At 68.1% G+C, this 17,004-nt stretch carries 18 protein-coding genes; 10 read left to right on the top strand and 8 right to left on the bottom strand.

Features of this window, described 5'->3' with window-relative positions; all coding sequences use genetic code 11:
* Positions 1-5: 5 nt before the first annotated feature.
* The 5 genes from AC1RVW_RS27230 to AC1RVW_RS27250 all read right to left on the bottom strand — a co-directional run bounded on the left by AC1RVW_RS27230 (position 6) and on the right by AC1RVW_RS27250 (position 4,698).
* Positions 6-119, bottom strand: coding sequence for a cytochrome oxidase small assembly protein (locus AC1RVW_RS27230; RefSeq protein ID WP_216639236.1), 114 nt, complete (start codon positions 117-119; stop codon positions 6-8).
* Positions 120-150: 31 nt separating this feature from the next.
* Positions 151-1,791 (bottom strand): cytochrome c oxidase subunit I, encoded by a 1,641-nt coding sequence (gene ctaD, locus AC1RVW_RS27235; RefSeq protein WP_106936886.1) that lies wholly within the window; start codon positions 1,789-1,791, stop codon positions 151-153.
* A gap of 43 nt (positions 1,792-1,834) precedes the next feature.
* Positions 1,835-3,013, bottom strand: coding sequence for a cytochrome c oxidase subunit II (gene coxB, locus AC1RVW_RS27240; protein WP_081269929.1), 1,179 nt, complete (start codon positions 3,011-3,013; stop codon positions 1,835-1,837).
* Between the two features lie 60 nt (positions 3,014-3,073).
* The gene (locus AC1RVW_RS27245; protein ID WP_493203675.1) at positions 3,074-3,550 is read right to left on the bottom strand and encodes a DUF2244 domain-containing protein; all 477 of its coding nucleotides are present in this window, start codon (positions 3,548-3,550) and stop codon (positions 3,074-3,076) included.
* A gap of 233 nt (positions 3,551-3,783) precedes the next feature.
* Complete coding sequence (locus AC1RVW_RS27250) at positions 3,784-4,698, bottom strand: class I SAM-dependent methyltransferase (protein WP_493203676.1); 915 nt, start codon at positions 4,696-4,698, stop codon at positions 3,784-3,786.
* A 22-nt stretch (positions 4,699-4,720) separates the two neighbouring features.
* Between AC1RVW_RS27250 and AC1RVW_RS27255 the strand changes: the two genes are divergently transcribed.
* From AC1RVW_RS27255 to AC1RVW_RS27265, 3 genes are all read left to right on the top strand, one after another.
* Positions 4,721-5,446, top strand: coding sequence for a phosphoribosyltransferase family protein (locus AC1RVW_RS27255; protein WP_493203677.1), 726 nt, complete (start codon positions 4,721-4,723; stop codon positions 5,444-5,446).
* A gap of 31 nt (positions 5,447-5,477) precedes the next feature.
* Positions 5,478-5,939, top strand: coding sequence for a tRNA (uridine(34)/cytosine(34)/5-carboxymethylaminomethyluridine(34)-2'-O)-methyltransferase TrmL (gene trmL, locus AC1RVW_RS27260; protein WP_493203678.1), 462 nt, complete (start codon positions 5,478-5,480; stop codon positions 5,937-5,939).
* A gap of 134 nt (positions 5,940-6,073) precedes the next feature.
* On the top strand, positions 6,074-6,367 hold the full coding sequence (locus tag AC1RVW_RS27265; RefSeq protein WP_081269934.1) for a DUF4148 domain-containing protein: 294 nt from the start codon (positions 6,074-6,076) through the stop codon (positions 6,365-6,367).
* Positions 6,368-6,383: 16 nt separating this feature from the next.
* On the opposite strand, the gene AC1RVW_RS27270 is transcribed toward AC1RVW_RS27265, so the two are convergent.
* Positions 6,384-6,854: a MaoC family dehydratase gene (locus tag AC1RVW_RS27270; protein WP_081269935.1), complete on the bottom strand. Its 471-nt coding sequence runs from the start codon at positions 6,852-6,854 to the stop codon at positions 6,384-6,386.
* 72 nt (positions 6,855-6,926) lie between these two features.
* Positions 6,927-7,547 carry a nucleotide-binding protein gene (locus AC1RVW_RS27275; RefSeq protein WP_081269936.1) on the bottom strand — a complete coding sequence of 207 codons (621 nt, stop codon included), beginning with the start codon at positions 7,545-7,547 and terminating at the stop codon, positions 6,927-6,929.
* A 92-nt stretch (positions 7,548-7,639) separates the two neighbouring features.
* Between AC1RVW_RS27275 and kefF the strand changes: the two genes are divergently transcribed.
* Together kefF and kefC are read left to right on the top strand one after the other, a co-directional pair.
* Entirely contained in the window at positions 7,640-8,365 is a 726-nt protein-coding gene (kefF, locus tag AC1RVW_RS27280; RefSeq protein WP_081269937.1) for a glutathione-regulated potassium-efflux system oxidoreductase KefF, read from the top strand.
* On the top strand, positions 8,365-10,230 hold the full coding sequence (gene kefC / locus AC1RVW_RS27285; protein ID WP_081269938.1) for a glutathione-regulated potassium-efflux system protein KefC: 1,866 nt from the start codon (positions 8,365-8,367) through the stop codon (positions 10,228-10,230). Before kefF ends, kefC begins: the two co-directional genes overlap by 1 nt.
* Before the next feature lie 12 nt (positions 10,231-10,242).
* Here the strand turns inward: kefC and AC1RVW_RS27290 are convergent, their stop codons facing one another.
* Positions 10,243-11,109 (bottom strand): amidohydrolase family protein, encoded by an 867-nt coding sequence (locus AC1RVW_RS27290; RefSeq protein WP_285412999.1) that lies wholly within the window; start codon positions 11,107-11,109, stop codon positions 10,243-10,245.
* Between the two features lie 106 nt (positions 11,110-11,215).
* On the opposite strand from AC1RVW_RS27290, the gene AC1RVW_RS27295 reads away from it, so the two are divergent.
* From AC1RVW_RS27295 to AC1RVW_RS27315, 5 genes are read left to right on the top strand one after another with little or no spacing between them, the layout of a single operon-like run.
* Entirely contained in the window at positions 11,216-11,989 is a 774-nt protein-coding gene (locus AC1RVW_RS27295; protein ID WP_081269940.1) for a crotonase/enoyl-CoA hydratase family protein, read from the top strand.
* On the top strand, positions 11,986-13,839 hold the full coding sequence (locus AC1RVW_RS27300) for a feruloyl-CoA synthase (RefSeq protein WP_493203680.1): 1,854 nt from the start codon (positions 11,986-11,988) through the stop codon (positions 13,837-13,839). Before AC1RVW_RS27295 ends, AC1RVW_RS27300 begins: the two co-directional genes overlap by 4 nt.
* Positions 13,840-13,860: 21 nt before the next feature.
* Positions 13,861-14,625: an SDR family NAD(P)-dependent oxidoreductase gene (locus AC1RVW_RS27305; RefSeq protein ID WP_106936879.1), complete on the top strand. Its 765-nt coding sequence runs from the start codon at positions 13,861-13,863 to the stop codon at positions 14,623-14,625.
* Between the two features lie 56 nt (positions 14,626-14,681).
* Positions 14,682-15,818 (top strand): ABC transporter substrate-binding protein, encoded by a 1,137-nt coding sequence (locus AC1RVW_RS27310; protein WP_081269943.1) that lies wholly within the window; start codon positions 14,682-14,684, stop codon positions 15,816-15,818.
* Positions 15,819-15,849: 31 nt separating this feature from the next.
* Positions 15,850-16,890, top strand: a complete 1,041-nt coding sequence (locus AC1RVW_RS27315) for a branched-chain amino acid ABC transporter permease (protein ID WP_081269944.1) — start codon at positions 15,850-15,852, stop codon at positions 16,888-16,890.
* Positions 16,891-17,004: the final 114 nt, after the last annotated feature.

Consider the following 17,004-nt stretch of genomic DNA (forward strand, 5'->3'; position numbering starts at 1 on the left):
GCGGCTCAGCGCGCGCCGAACCAGACCATGCGCACGATGAAGCCGATGAAGAACACCACGGCGATGGAGGCCAGCGTGAGCCCCATGCGCCGGTTGTTGCGTTTCTGCTCGGGTGTCATCGCGTGCTGGCTGTTGCTGCTGCGAAGCCGGTCAACCGATCACCTTGGTGGCGGTCGCGTCGAGCTTGGGCGGGTTCTCGAAGGTGTGGAACGGTGCCGGCGACGGGACTTCCCACTCGAGGCCCTCCGCGCCTTCCCAAGGCTTCTGCGCAGCCTTCTCGCCCTTGCCGCGCATGGTCGGGAACACGACGAACAGGAAGAAGTACACCTGCGCGAAGCCGAAGAAGAACGCACCGACCGAAGCCACCGCGTTGAAGTCGGCGAACTGCATCGGGTAGTCGGCGTAGCGTCGCGGCATGCCGGCCAGGCCCAGGAAGTGCATCGGGAAGAAGGTCACGTTGAACGAGATCAGCGACCACCAGAAGTGCACCTTGCCGCGCGTCTCGTTGTACATGACGCCGGTCCACTTGGGCACCCAGTAGTAGAAGCCCGAGAACATGGCGAACAGCGAGCCGGCCACCAGCACGTAGTGGAAGTGGGCCACCACGTAGTAGGTATCTTGCAGCTGCGTGTCGATGGGTGCGACGGCCAGGATCAGGCCGGTGAAGCCGCCCATGGTGAACACGAAGATGAAACCGACCGCGAACAGCATGGGCGTCTCGAAGGTCATCGAGCCCTGCCACATGGTGGCGATCCAGTTGAAGATCTTCACGGCCGTGGGCACCGCGATCAGCATGGTCGCGTACATGAAGAACAGCTGGCCGGTCAGCGGCATGCCGGTCGTGAACATGTGGTGTGCCCACACGATGAACGACAGGATGGCGATCGACGAGGTGGCATACACCATCGAGGCGTAGCCGAAGAGCTTCTTGCGGGCGAATGCCGGCACCACCTGGCTGATGATGCCGAAGGCCGGCAGGATCATGATGTAGACCTCGGGGTGGCCGAAGAACCAGAAGATGTGCTGGTACATCACCGGGTCGCCGCCGCCGGCGGGGTTGAAGAAGCTGGTGCCGAAGTGGCGGTCGGTCAGCGTCATCGTGATGGCGCCGGCGAGCACGGGCATCACGGCGATCAGCAGGTAGGCGGTGATGAGCCAGGTCCAGCAGAACATCGGCATCTTCATCAGCGTCATGCCGGGGGCGCGCATGTTGAGGATGGTGACGATGATGTTGATCGAACCCATGATCGACGAGGCGCCCATGATGTGCATCGCGAAAATGCCGGCGTCCATCGAGGGGCCCATCTGCAGCGTGAGCGGCGCGTAGAGCGTCCAGCCCGCGGCGGGTGCGCCGCCTGGCATGAAGAACGAACCCACCAGCATCAGCGCCGCCGGGATCAGCAGCCAGAAGCTGAAGTTGTTCATGCGCGCGAAGGCCATGTCGGAGGCGCCCACCTGCAGCGGGATCATCCAGTTCGCGAAGCCCACGAAGGCCGGCATGATGGCGCCGAACACCATGATCAGGCCGTGCATGGTGGTGAACTGGTTAAACAGCTCGGGGTTCACCAGCTGCAGGCCGGGCTGGAACAGCTCGGCGCGGATCAGCAGCGCGAGCACGCCGCCCACCATCAGCATCGTGAAGCTGAACAGCAGGTAGAGCGTGCCGATGTCCTTGTGGTTGGTCGCGAACACCCAGCGGCGCCAGCCGGTGGGCGCGTGGTGGTCGTGATGCTCGTCGTGTGCGTGGCCGCCGGGGACTGCGTGACCGTGGGGGTCGAGGACTGCACTCATTTCGTTGTTCCTTGCAATTTCTTCGTCGCGGGACGCTGTCGCATCACTTGCCGCGCAGGGCGAGCACTTCGGCCGGCTGCACCAGCTGGCCCGTCTTGTTCGACCAGCTGTTCTTGGTGTACGTGGCCACGGCCGCGAGGTCGGTGTCGCTCAGCTGCTTCCAGGACGGCATGGCGCCGTTGTTCTGGCCGTTGAGCAGCACGTGCAGTTGCACCGTGTGGTCGGCGTCGAGCACCTTCGGGTCGCCGTCGAGCGCCTTGATCGGGCCCGCGCCCTTGCCGTTGGCCTGGTGGCAGGCGGCGCAGTTGGCGGCGTAGACCTTCTCGCCGCGAACCATCATGTCGGGCAGCGTCCAGACCTTGGTCGGGTCGTCGAGCTTGGCGGCGGCGATCTTGCGCTGGTCGGCCACCCAGGCGGTGTAGTCGGCGGCCGAGACCACCTTCACCTGGATCGGCATGAAGGCGTGTTCCTTGCCGCACAGTTCCTGGCACTGGCCGTAGTAGGTGCCGATGGTCTCGGCGCGGAACCAGGTGTCGCGCACGAAGCCCGGAATGGCGTCCTGCTTGAGGCCCAGCTGCGGCACCGCGAAGGCGTGGATCACGTCGTTGGCGGTGGTGATGATGCGGATCTTCTTGTTGACGGGCACCACCAGCGGGTAGTCGACCTTCAGCAGGTAGTCGTCGGGCATCGCGCCCTTGGCGCCGGCGTCGGACATGGCGCGCTGCGAGCTGTCGAGCGTGGAGATGAAGGCCAGGCCCTCGCCTTCGCCGTTCAGGTAGTCGTAGCCCCACTTCCACTGGTAGCCCGTGGTCTTGATCGTGAGGTCGGCGTTGGTGGTGTCCTTCTGGGCCACCAGCACCTTGGTGGCGGGCAGCGCCATGACGATCACGATGAGGAAGGGCACGATGGTCCAGATGACCTCGACCACCACCGACTCATGGAAGTTGGCGGCCTTGTGGCCCACCGACTTGCGGTGCTTCCAGATGGAATAGAACATGACCGCGAACACGCCCACGAAGATGACCGTGCAGAGGATCATCATGATCGTGTGGAGCAGATGCTGCTCCTGCGCGATCTTGGTCACGCCGACCGGAAGATTCAACTGGCGCACCGAGGGGCCGCCGGGCAGATCGTTGATTGCGTGCGCCGCGCTGCTGAAAGCCGCGCCGGCCGCCAGCAACAGATTCGCCGGCCTGTACTTATTGCGCCAAATGCTCTTCATCGTGTTCACGTTTCTTCAATTTTTCGACAAACCCAACCGTGCAGCATTGCGCGAGCCCCCTCAGGCGCCACGCAACGCCATGCGAATCTCGCGGGCCAACGCCGCACGCAACTCCGGGCGTACATAGCGCCCCACCCTGACCGATCGACCCTGCCCCGAGACCTCGATCAGCGAGCGATCGCCGGCCTGGGGTTCGACCCGCACCTGGTGCGGAAGAAATTCCGTGCGCTCGTAGTGCCCGCCGTTCTCGAGCTCGACGACGAGGCGTCCCTCCTGCAGCGCGATCTTTTCGCCATCGGTCGCGTGCCGCGCGTAGACCATGAACGCGAATCCGACAGCGGCCAGTTCGAGCCAGGCGAAAGGCAGAACCAGCGGCGCACCGTGCAGCCAGAACAGGGTGCCGATGCCGAGCGATACCACGCACAGCGAAGCGTAGAGCCAGCCCAGCTGGCTCGGCGTCACCGAGCAGTTCCGCTTCAGGAACCATTGGATGCTCTGGCCTGAAACGGTGGCAAATCGAAACACGGAATTCGACACGGGCGAGTTCAGCAAATCGGTGCGTCGACGGTCGCCCGACCCCTGGTACCCCCTCGTACAAACAGGATCCGACACCCCTCGATCGCGGGACAATACCCGCGAGTTCCACGCAACGGCGGATTGTAGCGGGTAGATACCTGCGCCAGAGTGCCCTGTGGGACGCCTACGGGTCACTACTAGTAGGCAAGAAGCGGCCTCTGCGCCAGGCGTTCCGGCCACCGGCCGGCCGGCGATCAGGCGCCCGGGCGACCCCGTTGCAGCATCGATCGCATCTCGCGCAGCGACACCGCGCTTTCGGCCGACAGCGACACGCGCGGCGCGGGCTTGAACGCATGGCCGTAGATGACCTCGAAGGTCAGCGCGATGCGCCCGCCACCCTCTTCGGCAGGCGCCAGCTCGGGCAGCGCCTTCTTCAGCGACTGGTGCCAGGCCTTGCCGCGCAGCGCCGGAAAGCGCGCCGGGTGCAGGTTGCGGCCCAGCGTGCGCAGCTCGGCCAGCGCCGCCTCGGGCGTGGCCCAGGTCAGCACGATGCGCTCCATGTCCATCACGGGTTCGGCGAAGCCGGCGTGGACCAGCATGTCGCCCCAGTCGTGCATGTCGGTGTACTCGTGGCCCGCGGCCGGCCAGCCGAGGCGGGCATGCAGCGCGCGCAGTTCGCGCACGGTGTCGGGGCCGAGGCACGAGAACATCAGGAAGCCGTCGGTGGCGACCAGCTTGTGCCAATGCGCGATGAGTGCCTCCGGGTCGGCCGCCATGTGCAGCGACATGTTGGCCCAGAGCAGGTCGACGCCGTCTTCGGGCGGCGCGTCGAAACGTGCCTTGCCGGCCTGCCAGCGGCGCGCGCTCCACCATGGCGCGGCCAGCGCCTGGCCGGTGACGGCCGCGAGCGCGGGCTCGGGTTCGATGACGAAGGAGGCGGCGTCCTTGTAGCGGCGGGCGACCAGCTCGTGGGCCTCGAGGCCGCCGCGCAGCGGTGCCCAGTCGGCCCAGGTGCGGGGCTGGGCCTTGATCCATTGCAGCCGGTCTTCCATGCGGCGGCCGATTTCCTCGTGAAGCCAGGGGGAGCCGTCGGCAGGCGCAAGGCGACGCCAGCGGGCTGCCGCCGTGGCATCGATGGTCGGCGGTCGTCGTGAGGGGTCGGTGGCCATGGGGCAGTGAGTATATTGAGCGATGTCCAGCCAGCACGCCCTGAGGCCTTTCCGTCCTTTCACTGCCCTGCTCGGGCGGCTGCCGAGCCAGTGCGCGGTCTGCCGCGCATGGCCGTCGCGCCCGGTGTGCGACGCCTGCGTGGCCCGCTTCGCCCCGCCCGCGGCGCGCTGCGGCGGCTGCGCACTGCCGTTGCCCGAGGGCGTGACCCGCTGCGGCGACTGCGTTGCGCATCCGCCGCCGCTCGATGCCTGCCTTGCCGCCTGCACCTACGCCTGGCCGTGGCCGGATGCCATCGCCGCCTTCAAGTTCCGCGGCGAGGCCGGCTGGGCCGCCCCGTTCGCCACGCTGATGCGCAGCGCGCCATGGGTCGAGCCCGCGCTGGAGCAATGCGACCTGGTGCTGCCGATGCCGCTGGCGCCCGGCCGGTTGCGCGAGCGCGGTTTCAACCAGGCACATGAACTCGCGCGGCGCCTGTGCGCAGGCAAGACCGACGCGAGCCTGCTGCTGCGCACCCGCGAGACGCCGGCCCAGAGCGGTCTCGCGCGCGCCGAGCGCCTGCTCAACCTGCGCGGCGCCTTCGCCGTGGAGCCGCTGCGCGCGGAAAGAGCCAGGGGCCGGCGCATCGTGCTGGTCGACGACGTGATGACCAGCGGCGCGTCGCTGTTCACGGCTGCAGAAGCGCTGCGGCTGGCCGGCGCGGCCCACATCACGGCGGTGGTGCTGGCCCGCACCGACCCGCCGCGCTGAGCTCCGCGCCTGGGGCGCCGACAATCGGCGCATGTTCCATGTCGTCCTGGTCCACCCCGAGATTCCGCCGAACACCGGCAACGTCATCCGGCTTGCCGCCAACACCGGCTGCACGCTGCACCTGGTCGAGCCGCTCGGCTTTTCGATGGACGACCGCCTGCTGCGCCGCGCCGGGCTCGACTATCACGAGTACGCCGAAGTCAAGCGCCACGCCGACTGGCAGGCCCTGCTCGCCACCGAACTGCCGCCGGCCGGCCGGATGTTCGCCCTCACCACCCGCGGCACGCGGGCCGTGCACGACGTGCGCTTCCAGCCCGGCGACTGGCTGGTCTTCGGCTCGGAAACCAGCGGCTTGCCGCCCGCCGTGCGCGACGGCTTCGCCGAGGCCCAGCGGCTGCGGCTGCCGATGCGCGAGGGGCAGCGCAGCCTGAATCTTTCGAACGCGGTGGCCGTCACCGTGTTCGAAGCCTGGCGGCAAAACGGCTTCGGGTGACACAAAGAAACAAAGTCGCGGGCTTCAGGCAAGGCGGAAGCGCATCCGATCGGGCATGACGGCCGTATGGAAAGCATGCCGGCCGCAAAGCGTTCGGCATCCGATCCATCAACCCGTAACAGAGGAGTCTTGCAATGAACACCAAGCCGATCGCCCTTGCCGTCTTCGCCACGCTGGCTTTCGCCGGCAGCGCCCAAGCCTTCCAGGGTGAACAGAACCCGCTGCCGCCCGCCCCCTTCCAGTCGACGATGTCGCGCGCACAGGTGCAGGCCGACGCGCGCCAGCCGTTCAGGGTCACGAATGGCGGCACCGGCGCACTCCAGGCCCGCGACGGCAGCACCGACCGCGGCGCCGTACGCCAGAGCGCGCTGAGCATCACGCGCCAGGGCGCCGCCACCTACGGCGAAGTGACCGACCGCCGGATGTAAGAAAAACCGGAGAAGGTCAGCGGTAGCGCCGCGCGACCGACTCCGCCACGCAGGCCGGCTTGGCCGCGCCTTCGAGTTCGATGGTGGTTTCCCAGGTCATCTGGAAACCATCGTCGGCAATGGGCTCCGAGCTCAGCAGCTTCATGCGCGCCCGCAGCCGCTTGCCCACCGGCACCGGCGACATGAAGCGCACCCGGTTCATGCCGTAGTTCACGCCCATGCGCGACTCCACCACGTCGATGGCCGTCTCGAAGAATCGCGGCAGCAGCGACAGCGTGAGAAAACCGTGCGCGATCGGCGCGCCGAAGGGGCCGGCCTTGGCCCGTTCCACGTCGACATGGATCCACTGGTGGTCGCCCGTCGCCTCGGCGAACTGGTTGACCTGTTCCTGCGTGATGGTGATCCAGTCGCTCACTGCGACTTCCTGGCCAACGCAGGCGGAAAGATCCTGAAGAGTCTGGAATGTCTTTTTGGTCATGCGGGGCATTCTGGTGCCAAGGGCGGGCGGCGGGCTGTCGGGCTCGCGACAATTGGGCTCAGGGAAAACCGGGAGGCGCCTTCAGGCGTCGAGCCATTCGCAGATCGGCTGCCATTGCGCCAGGTCGCGCTGCACGCGGCCCGGCGCGATGTCGAACACCGTGAGCCCGCGCGCTGCGAGCTGAACGTAGTTCTGGGTGTCGCGCAGCTCGCCGATCACCGGCACGCCGAGTCCCTCGATGAACTCGTGCAGCCGGTCCGCGGCCAGCGTGCGGGCGTTCACCCGCATGCCGACGAGGCCGATCTGCGTCTTTTCGGCGCGGCGCTGTTCCTTGAGGCGGTCGAGAAAGTCGCGCGTCGCGTAGATGTCGAAGATGCTCGGCTGCAGCGGCACGATCACGCGGTCGGCCAGCGCCAGCACTTCCTTGAATCGCCAGCCGTGCAGCCCGGCCGGTGTGTCCAGCACCGCGTGCGTGGTGCCGCGCGGCGGCCTCACCACCGTGCTGTCTCCGGTGGCTTCCCAGGTGGCGATGGGGCGGGCCTGGGGCGGGCGCAGGCCCAGCCACAGCCGGGAGGACTGCTGGCGGTCCACGTCGCCCAGCATCACGGCATGGCCGCGGCTTGCGAAATAGCCCGCGACGTTCGTCGCGATCGTCGACTTGCCGACCCCGCCCTTGGGATTGGCGACCAGAACCACCGGCATAAGGCACTCCTCCAGAACTGGGACAGCCGGAATGGTAGTCGCTGGCGCGTTTTTGCCCGACGCGCCGGCCCCGACTGAGATATGTTCTCGGCATGACGACAACAACATCCATGGGAACCACCGCCGCCGGTCCTGGCGGCATCTACGTGCTGGCGGCGCACCCGCACTGGCGCGATTCACGCGTCAACCGCCGCATGCTGGCCGCCGCCCGCGCCGTGCCGGGCGTCGAGGTGAACGACCTCTACGGCAGCTACCCCGACTTCTCCATCGACGTCGAGGAAGAGCAGGCCCGGCTCGCCAAGGCCAGCCTGGTGGTGCTGCTGCACCCGATCCAGTGGTATTCCATGCCCGCGCTGCAGAAGTTGTGGCTCGACGACGTGCTCGCCTACGGCTGGGCCTACGGCCCCGGCGGCACGGCGCTGCAGGGCAAAGACCTCTGGCTGGCGGTCACCACCGGCAGCCCGGAGGCCAGCTACCACCCGCAGAGCTACCACCGCTACTTTTTCGACGCCTTCCTGCCGCCCTACGAACAGACCGCCGCGCTGTGCGGCATGCGCTTCCTGCCGCCGCTGATCTTCCACGGCGCGCGCAGCGCCCCCGAGGCCGAGGTGGCCGCGCACGTCCAGACCTTCGCCCAGCGCCTGGGCAGCTACCCCGACTGGCCCGAGATCGAGGAAATCGACGCCTGCATCGCCTGCCCGGTGCCCGAAGCCGATCGCCCGGCCGATCCGGACGACATCGGCAAGGCCGTGTCCAACGCCTTCCACAGCGCCATGACCCACGGGCTGGCCACGGCTTCCGCAAGCAAGGCACCCTGATGGAACACGCACCCGCCTGGCTGACCAGCAGCCTGATCTACCTGAGCGCCGCCGTGCTGGTGGTGCCGCTGTCGAAGGCCCTGGGCCTCGGCTCCATCATCGGCTACCTGGTGGCCGGCATCGCCATCGGGCCCTGGGGGCTGGGGCTGGTGTCCAGCGTCCAGGACGTGCTGCACTTCGCCGAGTTCGGCGTGGTGCTGATGCTGTTCCTGGTGGGCCTCGAGCTCGAGCCCAAGCGCCTGTGGAACCTGCGCCGCCCGATCTTCGGCTGGGGCACCGCGCAGGTGGTCAGCTGCGCCGCGGTGCTCTTCGCCGCGGGCTGTGCGGTGGGCGCGGAATGGCGCGTGGCGCTGGTGGCCTCGCTGGGCCTGGCGCTGTCGTCCACCGCGATCGCGCTGCAGGTGTTCGGCGAGCGCAACCTGCTGAAGACGCCGAGCGGACAGGCCGGCTTCTCGATCCTGCTGTTCCAGGACGTGGCGGCCATTCCCATCCTCGCGCTGCTGCCGCTGCTGGCCGGCGCCACCGCCGCCGAGCAGTCGATCAGCGGGCTCGACCGCGCGCTGGAAGCCGCGAAGATCATCGGCGTGATCGGCGGCATCATCCTCGGCGGCCGGCTGCTGCTGCGCCCGGTGCTGCGCTGGATCGCGCGCAGCGACACGCCCGAGATCTTCACCGCCGCCGCGCTGCTGCTGGTGGTGGCCATCGCTGCGCTGATGCAGCTGGTGGGCCTGTCGATGGCGCTGGGCGCCTTCCTGGCCGGCGTGCTGCTGGCCGAGAGCGAATACCGGCGCGAGCTGGAGACCGACATCGAGCCCTTCAAGGGCCTGCTGCTGGGCCTGTTCTTCATTGCCGTGGGCATGTCGATCAACTTCGGCGTGCTCATTGCGAGCCCCTGGATCATGGCGGCGCTGGTGGTCGGCTTCATGGTCGTCAAGCTGGCGGTGATCTATGCGCTGGCCAAGGCGATGGGCATCGCCTACCAGGAGCGGCCGGTGTTCACGCTGCTGCTAGCGCAGGGCGGCGAATTCGCGTTCGTGGTGTTCCAGGCCGCGGGGCCCGACGTGCTGCCGCCGGAGATCACGTCGCTGCTGATCGGCGCGGTCGCGCTGTCGATGCTGCTGTCGCCGCTGCTGCTGGTGCTGCTCGACAAGTTCGTGCTGCCTCGCTACAGCCGCAACCACGGCCCGCAGCTCGAGGAAATCTCCGAGCAGCAGGACGCCAAGGTGCTGATCTGCGGCTTCGGCCGCTACGGCCAGATCGTCGGGCGCATGCTGATGTCGCAAGGCCTGCGCGTGACCGTGCTCGACCACGACGCCGACACCGTCGAAGGCCTGCGCCAGTTCGGCTTTCGCGTTTTCTACGGCGACGCCACGCGGCTCGACCTGCTGCGCACCGCCGGCGCCGGCACGGCCAAGGCCATCGTGGTGGCGGTGGACGACATCGAGCAATCGCTGGAAATCGTCGATCTGGTCAAGGAGAACTTCCCGCAGGCGCGCATCATCGCGCGGGCCCGCAACGTGACGCACCTGTTCCAGCTGCGCGACCGCGGCGTGACGGATGTGGAGCGCGAGGTGTTCGAGTCTTCTCTGCGCAGCGCCCGCGCCACGCTCGAAGCGCTGGGCTGGCCGGCGCACGAGGCGCGCGAATCGACCATGCGCTTTCGCCAGCGGAACATCAAGCTCAGCGACGAGATCTATCCCCACTACAAGGACCGCGCCAAGCTGATCGCCGCCAACAAGGCCGGCCGCCAGCAGTTCGAGGAACAGATGGCGCGCGAGCGCGAGGAGCGGCAGCGCCGCTCGGGGCGCGACTGGGACCGGCTCGACGCGGAGGAAGCCGCCGCCAGGGAAGAGGCGGACGCGTAGCGGCGAGGCCCCTCAGGCGCCCAGCTTCAGCAGCCTGACCGCGTTGCCCTTGAGGATGCCGGGCATCACCTCGGGCTTGAAGCCGGCGTTCTCGAAGTCGCGCATCCAGCGGTCGGGCGTGATCAGCGGGTAGTCGCTGCCGAACAGGATGCGGTCTTTCAGCAGCGTGTTGGCGTACTGCACCAACTGCTTCGGAAAGTACTTGGGGCTCCAGCCGGACAGGTCGATCCACACGTTGGGCTTGTGCGTGGCCACGCTCAGCGCCTCGTCCTGCCAGGGAAAGCTGGGGTGCGCCATGACGATCTGCATGTCGGGGAAGTCGATGGCCACGTCGTCCAGGTGCATCGGGTTGCTGTACTCCAGCCGCAGGCCGCCGCCGCAGCGCATGCCCGAGCCGATGCCGCTGTGGCCGGTGTGGAAGATGGCCGGCAGGCCGTATTCGGCAATCACCTCGTAGATGGGCCAGGCCATCTTGTCGTAGGGGTGGTAGCCCTGCACCGTCGGGTGGAACTTGAAGCCCTTCACGCCGTGCTCCTCGATGAGCCTGCGCGCCTCGCGCGCGCCCATCTTTCCCTTGTGCGGATCGACGCTCCCGAAGGCGATCATGATGTCGCTGTTGTTCTTCGCGGCCTCGGCGATCTCTTCGTTCGGAATGCGCCGGCGGCCCATGTTCGACTCCGCGTCGACCATGAACATCACCAGCCCGATCTTTCGTTCACGGTAGTACGCCACGCTCTCCGCGATGGTGGGCCGGCCGCTGGAGCCGAAGTACTTGTCGGCGGCGCGGTCGTATTCCTCGCCGTAGTTGTCGAACGGGTTCCAGCAGCTCACTTCGGCGTGCGTGTGGATATCGATCGCAACGAGGTTCTCGTAGTCCATGTGTTTGTCTCCAGTGCGGGTAAGTCCCTAGCTTCGGGCAGGCTCGAATGCCTTGAATTGATTATTTCTCATAACCATAATCCAACGCAACCCCGAACACCTTCCCATGACCAATCCAGACCTCCAACTCGACATCCGCGACGAAGTCGCCATCGTCCGCCTGACGCGCGGCTCCAAGCGCAACGCGCTGTCGGACGGCCTGATCCTCGCACTGCGCGACACTTTCGAGAAGCTGCCCTCCACCGTGCGCGCCGCGGTGATCGACGGCGAAGGCCCGCACTTCTGCGCCGGCCTCGACCTCAGCGAGCTGAAGGAACGCGACGCCGGCCAGGGCATGCAGCACTCGCGCATGTGGCACGCCGCGCTCGACCTGATCCAGCACGGCCCGGTGCCGGTGATCGCCGCGCTGCACGGCGCGGTGGTCGGCGGCGGGCTCGAGCTGGCCAGCGCCTGCCACATCCGCGTGGCCGACCGCAGCACCTTCTACGCGCTGCCCGAAGGCTCGCGCGGCATCTTCGTGGGCGGCGGCGGCTCGGTGCGCATCCCCAAGCTGATCGGCGTGGCCCGCATGACCGACATGATGATGACCGGCCGCGTCTACAACGCCGAGGACGGCGAGCGCGCCAACTTCGCGCAGTACCTGGTCGACGAAGGCACGGCCTTCGACAAGGCCTTCGAGCTCGCCAAGCGCGTTGCCACCAACGCGCCGCTGACCAACTACGCGCTCATGCATGCGCTGCCGCGCATCGCCGAGCAGTCGGCCGACCACGGCTTCTTCACCGAAGCGCTCATGGCCGGCATCGCCCAGGCCGCCCCCGAAGCCAAGGAACGCGTGCGCGATTTCCTCGAAGGCCGGGGCGCGAAGGTGAGCAAGACATGACCGCCATCCGATACCGCCCGCTGGCCTTCGGCGTGACCCGCGCCGTGCTGCGCGAAGGAGCGCCTGGCACGCAGTACCTCACCGCCGAGACGCAGCTCGAAAGCTACCGCGAGCGCATGACCGACCGCCTCGCGCACTGGGCCGAGGCCACGCCCGATCGCACCTTCATCGCCCGCCGCGAACGGCTGGCCGATAGCAGCACCGGCGACTGGATCCGCGTGAGCTACGCCGAGGCGCTGCAGAAGGCCCGCGGTATCGGACAAGCCCTGCTGAATCGCGGCCTGAGCGCCGAGCGGCCCGTGGCGATCCTCAGCGAGAACGGCATCGAGCATGCGCTGCTCGCGCTCGGCTGCCTCTATGCCGGCGTGCCCTACTGCCCCGTGTCGCCGCCCTACTCGCTCGTGAGCCAGGACTTCGAGAAGCTGCGCCACGTGTTCGACACGCTGACGCCGGGCCTCGTGTTCGCCACCGATGCGGCACGCTACGGCCGCGCCATCGCGGCAGTCGTCCCCGCCGGGACCGAAGTCGTCATTGCCGAAGGCCAGCTCGAAGGCCGCGCCGCCACTTCGCTCGACGCACTGGCCTCGACGCCCGCCACGCCCGCCATCGACGAAGCGATGCGCGCGACCGGCCCCGATACCATCACCAAATTCCTCTTCACCTCGGGCTCCACCAAGATGCCCAAGGCCGTCATCAACACGCACCGCATGTGGTGCGCCAACCAGCAGCAGCTGCGCCAGTCGATTCCCGCGCTGGGCGACGAGCCGCCGGTGCTGGTCGACTGGCTGCCCTGGAACCACACCTTCGGCGGCAACCACAACGTGGGCATCGTGCTGGACAACGGCGGCACGCTCTACGTCGACGACGGCAAGCCCACGCCCGCCGGCATGGCCGAGACGCTGCGCAACCTGCGCGAGATCGCGCCCACCATCTACTTCAACGTGCCCACCGGCTTCGAGGCCATCGCGCACGCGATGGAAACCGATGCGGTGCTGCGCCGCAACCTGCTGTCGCGCGTGAAGATGTTCTTCTACTCGGGCGCCGCGCTGTCGCAGCCCGTGTGGGACAGCCTGCACAAGACGCAGGAGTCTGAAGTGGGCGAGCGCATCGTCATGGGCACCGGCCTGGGCATGACCGAATCGGGCCCCTTCGCGCTGTACGTGACCGGGCCCGACGTGAAGTCGGGCGACGTGGGCCTGCCCGCGCCGGGCATCGAGCTCAAGCTGATCGAGGTCGACGGCAAGACCGAGGTGCGCTACCGCGGCCCCAACATCACGCCCGGCTACTGGCGCGCGCCCGAGGCCACGGCCGAGGCTTTCGACGAAGAAGGCTTCTTCTCGACCGGCGATGCGGTCAAGTGGATCGACGACGGCAACATCCACCGCGGCCTGCGCTTCGACGGCCGCATCGCGGAAGACTTCAAGCTCGCCACCGGCACCTTCGTGAGCGTGGGCCCCATGCGCGCGAAGATCATCGCGGCCGGCGCGCCCTATGTGCAGGACGCGGTGCTGACCGGCATCAACCTGAAGGAAGTGGGCGCGCTGATCTTCCCGACGCAGAAGGTGCGGCAGCTCGCGGGCCTGCCCGCCGACGCCACGATGCAGCAGGTGCTCGAAAGCGCGCCGGTGCAGGCGCACTTCCAGCAGGTGGTCGACACGCTGGCCGCGAGCGCCACCGGCAGCTCCAACCGCATCGCGCGGCTGCACCTGATGGCCGAGCCGCCGTCCATCGACAAGGGCGAAGTGACCGACAAGGGCTCCATCAACCAGCGCTCGGTGCTCAAGCACCGCGCCGCGCTGGCCGACGCGATGCACGACGGCACCCTGCCCTTCACCCTCAAGCCCCGCTAACCCCATCCAGGAGACACAAGAATGAAGATCGAAGGACAAGCCGCCCTCGTCACCGGCGGCGCATCGGGCCTTGGCGAAGCCACCGCACGCGAACTCGCGCGCCTGGGCGCCAAGGTCGCCGTGCTCGACCGCAATGCCGCACTGGCCGAGAAGGTGGCCGCCGAGATCGGCGGCGTCGCCTGCGTCTGCGACATCACCGACACCGACAGCGTGAACGCCGCGCTGGACAAGGCCGAGGCCGCGCACGGCACCGCGCGCATCCTGATGAACGTGGCCGGCATCGGCAGCGCCAAGCGCATCGTCGGCAAGGACGGCAACCCCGCGCCGCTCGAAGACTTCGTGCGCGTGGTCAACATCAACCTGATCGGCGGCTACAACATGGCGCGCCTGTTCGCGGCGCGCTGCGCGAAGCTGCCGGCGCTCGACAACGGCGAGAAGGGCGTGATGCTCTTCACCGCATCGGTGGCGGCCTTCGACGGCCAGGTCGGCCAGCAGGCCTACAGCGCCTCCAAGGGCGGGCTCGTCGGCATGACGCTGCCGATGGCGCGCGACCTGGCGCAGCACGCCATCCGCGTGTGCACCGTGGCGCCGGGCCTCTTTGCCACGCCGCTGCTGCTGGAGCTGCCCGAGCCGGTGCAGCAGTCGCTGGCCGCGTCCATCCCGTTTCCGCCGCGCCTGGGCAAGCCATCGGAATTCGCCGAGCTGGCATGCCACGTCGTCACCAACGGCCACCTCAACGGCGAGGTGATCCGCCTCGACGGCGCGCTGCGCATGGCGCCGCGCTGAGCCGCACCCTTTCGCGTACCCGAGTTCCCGCCCCGCAACGTATTCAGGAGACATCAATGACCTTCAGGAAGACCACTCTCGCCGCCGTGCTGGCGCTCATGGCAGCGGGCTTCGCCCATGCCGACATCACCATCGGCGTGGTGCAGCCGCTGACCGGCCCCGCTTCGGGCCTGGGCATCCCGGTGAAGAACGGCATCGCGATCTGGCCCAAGACCATCGCGGGCGAAACGCTCAAGGTGGTGGTGCTCGACGACGCGACCGACCCGACCACGGGCGTGAAGGACGCGCAGCGCCTGGTCACCGAAGACAAGGCCGACATCATCATCGGCTCCAGCGCCACGCCGGTTGCCATTCCCATGGCCGACGTGACCGCCGAGTCGGGCACGCCGCAGCTGTCGACCGCGCCGGCCGGCCTGCCGCCGGGCAAGGACAAGTGGTTCTTCCGCCTGCCGCAGTCGAACGACGTGATGGCCTATGCGGTGGTCGCGCACATGAAGAAGCAGAACGTGAAGACGGTCGGCTTCCTCGGCTACACCGACGCCTACGGCGAACTGTGGCTCAAGGCGCTGACCGCCGAAGCCGCCAAGAACGGCATCAAGATCGTCGCCACCGAGCGCTTCGCGCGCGCCGACACCAGCGTGACCGGCCAGGTGCTGAAGCTCACCTCGGCCAACCCGGACGCGATCCTGATCGTGGCCTCGGGCAGCGGCGCCGGCATGCCGCAGAAGGCGGTGATGGAGCGCGGCTACAAGGGCAAGGTCTACCAGACGCACGCCGCCGCCACGCAAGACCTGATGCGCACCGCCGGCAAGGACGCCGAAGGCACCTTCGTGGTGTCGGGCCCCGCCACGGTGGCCGAGCAGCTGCCCGACAGCCATCCGTCGAAGGCGGCAGCCGTGGCCTTCGTGCAGGGCTACGAGAAGGCCTACGGCCCCGGCTCGCGCAACCAGTTCGCCGGCCACGCGGCCGACGCGCTCACGGTGCTCGAGAAGGCCGTTCCGGTCGCGCTCAAGAAGGCCAAGCCCGGCACGCCGGAGTTCCGCGCCGCGCTGCGCGACGCGCTCGAAGGCATGGGCCGCACGGTGCTCGCGCACGGCGTGCTCAACTGGACGGCGCAGGACCACTGGGGCTACACGACCGAGACCGGCGTGATGCTCAAGGTGGTGAACGGCGCGTTCAAGGTCGAGCAGTAAACCCTTTCCCCAGCCGCACCACACACACGCCATGGATCTCTCGATCGCCAGCATCCTGACGCTGGACGGACTCACCAATGGCGCGATCTATGCCCTGCTGGGCATGGGCATCGTGCTCGTCTTCACGGTGACCCGCGTCATCTTCATCCCGCAGGGCGAATTCGTGGCGTACGGCGCGCTGACGCTGGCGATCTTCCAGACCGGCAAGACGCCGGGCACGGTGTGGCTGCTGCTGATCCTGGCCGGCGTCGCCGCGCTGATGGACCTGGTGAGCGTCTGGCGCCACAGCGGCAGCGCGGCGGCCGGGCTGAAAGCCGCGCTGCGCACCTTCGCGCTGCCGGCCGTGGTCTGCGCGGTGTCGGCCTGGGCCGGCCCGCGCAACCTACCCATCGGCGTGCAGGCGCTGCTCACGGTGTTCATCGTCACGGCTTTCGGGCCGCTGGTGTACCGGGTGGCTTACCAATCGCTGGCGGGCGCGAGTTCGCTGGTGCTGCTGATCGTGTCGGTGGGCGTGCATTTCGCGATGACGGGGCTGGGCCTGCTGTTCTTCGGCGCCGAGGGCTTCCGCAATCCGCCGTTCTGGGACGAGCGCATGGCGCTGGGGCCGCTGAACGTGAGCGGGCAGGCGTTGATCATCTTCGGCGTGTCGGCGGCGCTGATCGTGCTGCTGTGGCTTTTCTTCGAGCGCAGCCTGTATGGCAAGGCGCTGCGCGCGACGGCGGTGAACCGGCTCGGCGCGCGGCTGATGGGCATCTCGACGCAGGCGGCGGGGCAGCTCACGTTCGCGATGGCGGCGCTGATCGGTGCGTTGTCGGGGCTGCTGATCGGGCCGACGACCACGGTGTTCTACGACTCGGGCTTCCTCATCGGCCTGAAGGGCTTCGTCGCCGGCGTGATCGCGGGCCTGGCGAGCTATCCGGGCGCGCTGATCGGTGCGCTGGCGGTGGGCGTGATCGAGGCCTTCGGCTCTTTCTGGGCCAGCTCCTTCAAGGAGGTGATCGTGTTCACCATCATCCTGCCTGTGCTGCTGTGGCGTTCTTTGCGCAGCGGGCATTCGGACGAGGAGCACTGATGAACATCCCTTCTCATGTTTGTCGCTCCATGGGTCATTCAGGGCGCGCTCACGCCGACGGGGTACCTTGCTCCGCGAATGTCCCCCGGCCTGCGGCCTCCTCCTTTATTTCGC

It is taken from the genome of Variovorax sp. MPBD4-3 (assembly GCF_058809745.1).